6 protein-coding genes and 1 pseudogene are annotated in these 7693 nt (G+C 63.8%); 4 read left to right on the forward strand and 3 right to left on the reverse strand.

Going from position 1 to position 7693, the window contains the following annotated elements; genetic code table 11:
* Positions 1–78: 78 nt before the first annotated feature.
* The 4 genes from EGY25_RS16340 to EGY25_RS16355 are packed head-to-tail and all read left to right on the forward strand — an operon-like array spanning position 79 to position 3737.
* The gene (locus EGY25_RS16340) at positions 79–1890 is read left to right on the forward strand and encodes a copper resistance system multicopper oxidase (RefSeq protein WP_135196048.1); all 1812 of its coding nucleotides are present in this window, start codon (positions 79–81) and stop codon (positions 1888–1890) included.
* Positions 1887–3080, forward strand: coding sequence for a copper resistance protein B (locus EGY25_RS16345; RefSeq protein ID WP_135196049.1), 1194 nt, complete (start codon positions 1887–1889; stop codon positions 3078–3080). The genes EGY25_RS16340 and EGY25_RS16345 overlap by 4 nt, the downstream gene beginning before the upstream one ends.
* A 17-nt stretch (positions 3081–3097) precedes the next feature.
* Positions 3098–3484, forward strand: a complete 387-nt coding sequence (locus EGY25_RS16350) for a copper resistance protein CopC (protein WP_245159507.1) — start codon at positions 3098–3100, stop codon at positions 3482–3484.
* Positions 3485–3494: 10 nt separating this feature from the next.
* On the forward strand, positions 3495–3737 hold the full coding sequence (locus EGY25_RS16355) for an ammonium transporter family protein (RefSeq protein WP_066629264.1): 243 nt from the start codon (positions 3495–3497) through the stop codon (positions 3735–3737).
* Positions 3738–3976: 239 nt separating this feature from the next.
* Here the strand turns inward: EGY25_RS16355 and EGY25_RS16360 are convergent, their stop codons facing one another.
* The 3 genes and pseudogenes from EGY25_RS16360 to EGY25_RS16370 all read right to left on the reverse strand — a co-directional run.
* Positions 3977–4558, reverse strand: coding sequence for a recombinase family protein (locus EGY25_RS16360; protein ID WP_135196050.1), 582 nt, complete (start codon positions 4556–4558; stop codon positions 3977–3979).
* A gap of 248 nt (positions 4559–4806) precedes the next feature.
* Complete coding sequence (locus EGY25_RS16365) at positions 4807–5286, reverse strand: hypothetical protein (RefSeq protein ID WP_135196051.1); 480 nt, start codon at positions 5284–5286, stop codon at positions 4807–4809.
* Positions 5287–7355: 2069 nt separating this feature from the next.
* Positions 7356–7693, reverse strand: a pseudogene (locus tag EGY25_RS16370) (3'-5' exonuclease); the annotation flags it as partial.

A 7693-nucleotide genomic window follows, 5' to 3' on the forward strand; every position in this document is an offset into this window, starting at 1 on the left:
TCCTGACGCAAGGGGTACGCCGCCCGGCTGCGTATCTGAACGAACGGCCGAATAGCCCGACCAAGGAATTTCTCGCCTATGTCCACGCTCCGCCTCGATCGCCGAACGCTTCTCCGTGGCGCAGCCGCCGGCGGCGGGCTGCTGGGCCTGCAGGGTTTGCTCCCCGCCTGGGCGCAAACAGGATCGGCGGGACTGCGGGCGGATCTTCCGACGCTGACGGGACCGAACATCGAACTGACCGTCGGACACACGCCCTTCACCGTGGGCAGCCGCACCGGCCATGCGGTGACCATCAACGGCGTTCTGCCGGCGCCGCTTCTACGCCTTAGGGAAGGTCAGAACGTCCGGCTATCAGTCGCCAACACCCTGGACGAGGACACCTCGATCCACTGGCACGGCCTGCTCGTCCCGTTCCAGATGGACGGCGTGCCCGGCATCAGCTTCCCCGGCATCCGGGCGCGTGAAACCTTCGTTTACGAGTTCCCGATCAAGCAGTCGGGCACCTTCTGGTATCACAGCCACTCCAACCTTCAGGAGGCGATGGGCCACTACGGTCCGATCGTCATCGACCCGGCGAACGCCGATCCGGTCGCCTACGAGCGCGAGCATGTGCTGGTCCTGTCGGACTGGAGTTTCATGCATCCGCACGAAATCCTGGCCAAGCTGAAGAAGAGCCCGGGCTACTTCAACCAGCAGCGCACCACGCTGGCGGGGCTCATGGACGGCAGCGACCGCATGAGCCTGGAGGAACGGCGCATGTGGGGCCAGATGCGGATGGACCCGCGCGACATCCTCGACGTCAGCGGATCGACCTACACCTATCTGATCAACGGCCATGGGCCGCAGGAGAACTGGACCGGCCTGTTCCGGCCCGGCGAGCGGGTGCGGCTGCGCATCATCAACGCCTCGGCCATGTCCATCTTCAACGTTCGCATCCCGGGCTTGCCGATGACCGTGGTGCAGGCCGACGGCGAGAACGTGCGCCCGGTCGAGACGGACGAGTTCCAGATTTCAGTCGCCGAGACCTACGACGTCATCGTCCAGCCGACCGAGGACCGCGCCTACACCATCGTCTCCGAAGCCATCGACCGGTCCGGCATGGGCCGGGCAACCCTGGCGCCGCGCCTGGGCATGACCGCCGAGGTCCCTCCCCTGCGCGAGGTCCCGAACCTCACCATGCGCGACATGGGCATGGGCGGAATGGATCACGGCGCGATGGGCGACATGTCCGGTATGGACCATGACGCGATTTCCGGCATGGACCACGCCGCTCCGACCCAGAACGCGCCCGCAGCCGGCGAGATGGCCGGGATGTCCATGTCGGGCATGAACATGCGCGATCCCGAGAACGCTCCGCCCGACATGGCGGTGGGCGTCGGCGTCGATGCGATCGCCATGGACCCCGCCAACCGTCTGGGTGAGCGTCCGATCGGTCTCACGACCGTCGATCATCGCGTCCTCGTCTACACCGACCTGGTGTCGCTCCAGCCGAACAAGGACCCGCGCCCCCCGTCTCGGACGATGGAGATCCACCTGACCGGCAACATGGAGCGGTTCATGTGGGGCTTCGACGGCCGAAAGTTCAGCGAACTGGTCGAACCGATCCGCTTCGAGCGCAACGAGCGGGTGCGGGTGACCCTGGTCAACGACACCATGATGGCCCACCCGATCCATCTGCATGGTCATTTCTTTGAACTGGTGACCGGCGGACCGGCCGGGCACCAGCCCCTCAAGCACACGGTCAACGTCGCGCCCGGCGGCAAGGTGACCTTCGATCTGACCGCCGACGCGCCCGGTGATTGGGCCTTCCACTGCCACATGCTGATGCACATGCACGCCGGCATGTTCAATGTTGTGAAGGTGCGGCCCATGGACGGAGCTGCGTCATGAACCGCCTCGCCGTCGCCCTCGCCCCGCTGGTGCTCGCCGCCAGCGCCTTCAGCGCCCAGGCCCAGGACCCTCACGCGGGCCACACGATGCCGGCGACCGCGGCGCCGACGCGCCCCGCGCCAGCACCGCGGCCCACGCCACAGGCGCCGGCCCGACCGGCGCAGGATCCGCACGCCGGTCACGTCATGCCGCCCGCGCAGACGCCGCCCGCCGCGGATCCGCATGCAGGCCACCAGATGCCGGCGCAGCCCGCGCCCGTAGACCCGCACGCGGGACACCAGATGCCGGCGGCGACGCCCGGCCAGGCTGATCCGCACGCGGGCCACGACATGTCGGCCATGTCGCCCGCGCAGACCGACCCTCACGCCGGGCATGACATGTCGACCATGAGCATGGGGCCGCCCGATGTGGCGACCAGCTCCGACAATCCCGGCCGTCCTCCGGAGGACCCGCTCCCGGCCGCCGCCCTGGCCGGCCCTGCCCACGCCGCCGATCTCGTCTTCGGCGCCGAGGCCATGGCCGCCTCTCGCCGGACCCTGATTCACGAAAACGGCGACGTCCGCACCACGGCCGTCATTCTCGATCGCCTCGAAGCCGGCTTCGGCGACGACGGCGAGACCTACCTCTGGGACGTCCAGGGCTGGACGGGCGGCGACATCAATCGCTTCTGGTGGAAGTCCGAGGGCGAAGGCGACTTCGGCGGCGAGCTCGAGGAGGCTGAAGTCCAGGCGCTCTACAGCCGCGCGTTCACGCCCTTCTGGGACGTTCAGGCCGGCGTGCGTCAGGACTTCCGGCCCGACGGCGAGGACACCACGCATCTGGTCCTCGGCCTGCAGGGCCTGGCGCCCCATTGGTGGGAAGTCGACGCCGCCGCCTTCCTGTCGACCGACGGCGACCTGACCGCCCGCGTCGAGGCCGAACACGACCAGCGCATCACCCAGCGCCTGATCCTTCAGCCCCGCCTCGAAATCGACGCTTCAGCCAGCGACATTCCGGAACTGGAGATCGGTTCGGGCCTGTCCTCGATCGAGGCGGGCCTGCGACTGCGCTACGAATTCCGCAAGGAGTTCGCCCCCTATGTCGGCATCGAGTGGAGCCGCGCGTTCGGCGATACCGCCGACTACATCGAGGCCCGAGGCGGCGAGACCGACGACACCCGCTTCGTCGTCGGCCTCAAGGCCTGGTTCTAACCGAAGGAGAAAACCCCATGATGATCCGCACTCTCGTTGTCACCGCCGCCCTCGCGTTCGCCGGCGCCGCCGCCGCCCAGGACCCGCATGCGGGTCACGCTATGCCGGCCCAGGCCGCAGCGCCCCAATCCGGCATCACGACCGTTCCTGCGAATGGCGCGATGACCCAGGGTTCGCCCGAGCGGTTCAGCGTCACCTTCCCCCACGCCATGGTCCTCAAGACCGTCGCCCTCTCCGCCGAGGGGCAGGCTCCGGTCGACGTCACTGTCCCCGCCGCGCCGGCCGCCGCCACCGTCGGCGTGGCTCTTCCGCGCCTCGCGCCGGGCAACTACACGGCCGCCTGGACCGCCGAAGGCCCGGACGGCCACAAGATGTCCGGCTCCGTCAGCTTCATGGTTCACTAGGAGAACGACGATGAGGGTTTCCAACCTGCTGGCCGCCGCCGGCGCGATCCTGACCCTGAGCGCGGGCGCGGCTCTGGCGGCCGAAGGCTGCGATTGTTGCAAGGACATGGCTGCGGACGCGGCTATGACGTGCTGCGACGAGATGCAGGATGATGCGTCTTCGGCTCCCGCTCATTCACTGGCACCTGACAGCGCGCCTGCGAGGCCTTCGTCAGAGGCCGTGAACCACAATCAGCAGCGTTCACCAACCTAAGCGACACTTCTACGATTTCGGCAGGAACTCTCCGCCCAACCGCCGACGACCATCGGTCGAGCGCGCTAAGGTCGAGGCTGCAATGCCCCAGAACAAACTTTGGCTCACACCGGAAAGCGGACGCTCCCGGAGTCGCCAAAGAGTCAGAAGCGGACTTTGGTCCCCTGCCCTCAAATCACTCCAACGTCGGTCCAGGGAAGCGGACGCGGCTACGGTTCGCTATGGATGGAAAGAAGAAATCAACGGCGAGCGCCACCATCCGCCAGAAGTCGATAGACGCTTGCTCGACTGATCCCCACGGCCTCGGCCATCTCGGCGACCGTATACCCTTCAGCCTTGAGGCGCAGCACCTCGGAGGCCTTGGCTCGGGCGGTCGGGGCTCGCCCCTTGTATTTCCCATCAGCCTTCGCCTTAGCGATTCCGGCACGCTGGCGTTCGAGCATGATCTCGCGTTCCCAAGAGCCCACCCCTGCCAGGATGGTCAGGATGAGGTTTGACGTCGGGTTTCCGGTGTCGAGGTGCATGGCCAGGATGCGAACCGTCACGTCCTTGGCCCGAAGGCGTTCGACGAGGCCAAGCAGGTCCATGACGTTTCGAGCCAGTCTTTCCGGCTTCGTCACGACGAAGATGTCCCCGGCTCTCACCCAGTCGAGTGCGGCTTGAAGCTGAGGCCGGCAAGTGTCGGCGCCGCTGACCTGTTCGGAGAAGATGCGCGTGCAGCCTGCCGCCTGGAGTTCGGCGATCTGAGAGTCGAGCCCGGCCTGTTGGTCCGTGGTCGAGGTTCTCGCGTATCCGACTATGGCTCCAGGCGGTGTCGTCATCCACTTCCTCTCACAGGGTTCAAAGACCCTATGAATCAGACCGTCTCAGAAGTGCAATCTAATTCGTGTGAGACGGTCTCGGGGGTGGTGGCCGGCGTCTCACCAAGGCGTGCCCTAGCGAGAAACCTCTCCCTTACGGCGGGCAAACCGCCGGGCCGGCGCCCCAGCCGGCAGTTTGTGGGCAATATCCAAGGGGAAGCCGATTGCGCACACATTGAAAATCACCAGCATCAGCCGACGCGCCTAGTTCAAGAAGCGACCCATGGCTTGCTCAGAGACGACGACCATCGTTGAGATTCCGCGCGCCGGTGCCTCCGTAAAGATTTGACCTGCTGACTTTCCTGCAGTTTCTCCGCTTCCTCGATCAGACCGCTGAGATAGATAGTCAGGTTCGGCGGGGTACTGTTGTAGTTCCGCAAAATGTTGCCCGTTGAGACAAGAACGTCAGCAACGGTCACGTGATAGGCTAGGTCGTTCCCCTCAAGAATCGCGCACTCGAGCGACCCGTGCGGCCAAGCAGGAACCAACCCCCCTGCGTCGCCAACAAATCCTACGTGTTCGGAGAACGTGGTCGGCTGGGGGAAAGCCGTGACGGTGTCACCACTTGCCGCGATGAGGACGAGTTCGTCGTCGGCCGAACTAAGGTCTAGTACCCACCCCTGCGTTGTCGCCAGATCCACGAACTCGGCGAGCGTCATTGGGCTGCAACTGATTGGATAAGCTGTCATCGTTGAACGTCCTGTGGCGCTAATACCTTGGTCGCTGCGGCCTTCAGTTTCGCCCTGTATCTTCGCGTCTTCGCCCTTGCTTTTGCCCGCCTGTGCACATCCCAAGCGGACATGATGGTCTGCGCGGTCGCTATTCCCATCCGGACGTCCAACTCACGTGTGGTCAGATAGTCTCGACTCACTGCTATGTTATTAGCCAGGCCCACGACACCCAGCGTGGCTCCTGGACAGTGAATCGTGAACTGAAACTGCTTCTTCATGACAATACCGCTGAACTGTCGTTAGTGGCGCTTCGCGAACTGGCTCGCTTCGGTGCCACAAACCTTAACCACGGTACTGCCACGGCATGGTGACCAGAGCTTTCATCACCAGTACCGTCGTCGGTATTGGCCCCGCCGTTTTCTGGAATACCTTCTCGCACTGCATAACCATTCTACCCGTTCTTGATCAACAACATGGAGGTTCGTAGAACGACCTTATACCATGCGTCAACCTCCCGGGCCCGGCAACTCGTGCTTCAGTTTTTACTTGACGGCATTTTTGTCATACAGCATCTGCATAAGTTCATTTGCCATAGTTGTTGCCGCTCACTTGTAGCTTTACCGTCCTCAAGTCTTATGTCATCCGATGGATCTGCCGCCGGCCTGCTCGGAGGCAATCCGACCATCAAGTACGAGGGCGTCCAGGCCGGCGAATGGATGCAATTGAATGTGACGCCGCGGGTCCGAAGCCGTTTTCTTAGGCATCGAAGTGGAAGGCGGCGCCGTCGTCGACGACGTCCGTGACCACCGCGCCAACCTCACTTCTCCGCTTTGTCCCATCTACGCGCGTCGCTGGCAGGGCATCTCGACATGCCAATCGGGATCAGCGTCGAAAGAAGATGATGTCATCACCGAACGGTAGCGGATCATCGGCGTCGAGCGACGCCGGGCAACGCTTAAAATACCGAGCACGGGACGATAGATATCGCCGGCCGGACCCCTACTCGGGTAATATGCTAAATAGATCGGCAGCCCGTTATCGGCGACCGCGACATACGTTCAGGAGTTCACTCGCTGTCACTCCGCAGCAAATCAGGACCGGGACTCAGGCCACCAGTGGGCCGCTCGACCGGGCACGATGAGGCGAGGACGCGCCTAAGAGGACACTTGGCAGGACGGCCCCGCAAGGGACTTCCGTCTGACCTGCGCTCCCTCGGACTGCCGCAAGGCGAAGAGCAGCAAAGATCGAAGCTATGTCTACTCCTGACATCTTCGACCACACGGCGGTCCTTCAATCGCCGACCGTGTGGGCTCGGGCCGAGAGGCCCGTAACCGTTTCGGCATATACGAAACTACCGGCGTCCAAGACCCGCGACTGCAACCATCAGAACCATTCACGGACCATCCCAAAGCGCAGACGCCTAACAGCATTCGGTGGGTTTCGGCCGGGTAAGGGCGGCTACAAGCAGGGCTCGGGAAACCACCTGCTTCCACGAAAGTGGATCGTCGCTGATTGAACGTAAAACTCCTATGGGTGAACGCATTCCCTCTCTTCCACACCAGCCGGTTGCCCTTGGGCACAGACTTACCGCTGACTGTGGAGGGGGGGGATAAAAGCGTGACCCCGGCCGGGTGAAGCGATTCATCAACGAGATGATTATCGGAACGACAATTCTCATCCCGGCGTCACAGATAGACTTGGGAGCGCAGGTGTCCGGGAGGCGCGGACGCGCCGACAGGCACCGAGAGACCGCCCCGCGCGTAGCGTGTGGGCTTCAAGGTTGAATGGTTGGGCTTCTCTGGCGAATGGCAGTAGGGGTCGCCATCGGCCAATTGGAAGGGCAGCCGGTCTTTCTGTGACTCCTATCCGCGAGAGCGCCAGCAGCCCATTCTTCAAGCCATGTGGAATATTTCGAGCTGGCCGGGGCGTTGCTAATCGTGAAGCTCGCCGCTCCCTGCGAGCGCTCGTGAGACGAGATTGATCTAAACGGACGGTGCGGTGGCCCACTTAAGACCATCGTCCTTGGCTTCGGATCCGGCAGCGGACGCTCGGTTGTCCAAGTCGCCGGGCACGCTCATGGACTTCTTTCAAACGCGGTCCGAGAATCGATCGTGCGCATCGATCCGGCGGACCAAAAGGTCGATCTCGCGGCGGTAGATCTCCGCCTTGAGGAACTGCAGTTCAGCCTCCTGTTGGCCGTCGAGGACGTCGATGTACCAAGCTCGCGGAAGTGGTCCAGGATCGCCGTTCCAACGGTATCCGCGTGCTTTCAGGGTATCCTTCAGCTCGTAGGGCGAGTGCTCTGCCCAAATCCGCCATGTCGGAACGCGGGCGGCGTCTAGAAGCCTACTGAGGCCGGTGACGCGCGATCGCGGAAGCGGTGACGCCAACAGTTCCACGGTCGCCAAGCAGTCGTTCATCGCGC

The sequence above is a fragment of the Brevundimonas intermedia genome, assembly GCF_004614235.1.
GTDB lineage: Bacteria > Pseudomonadota > Alphaproteobacteria > Caulobacterales > Caulobacteraceae > Brevundimonas > Brevundimonas intermedia_A.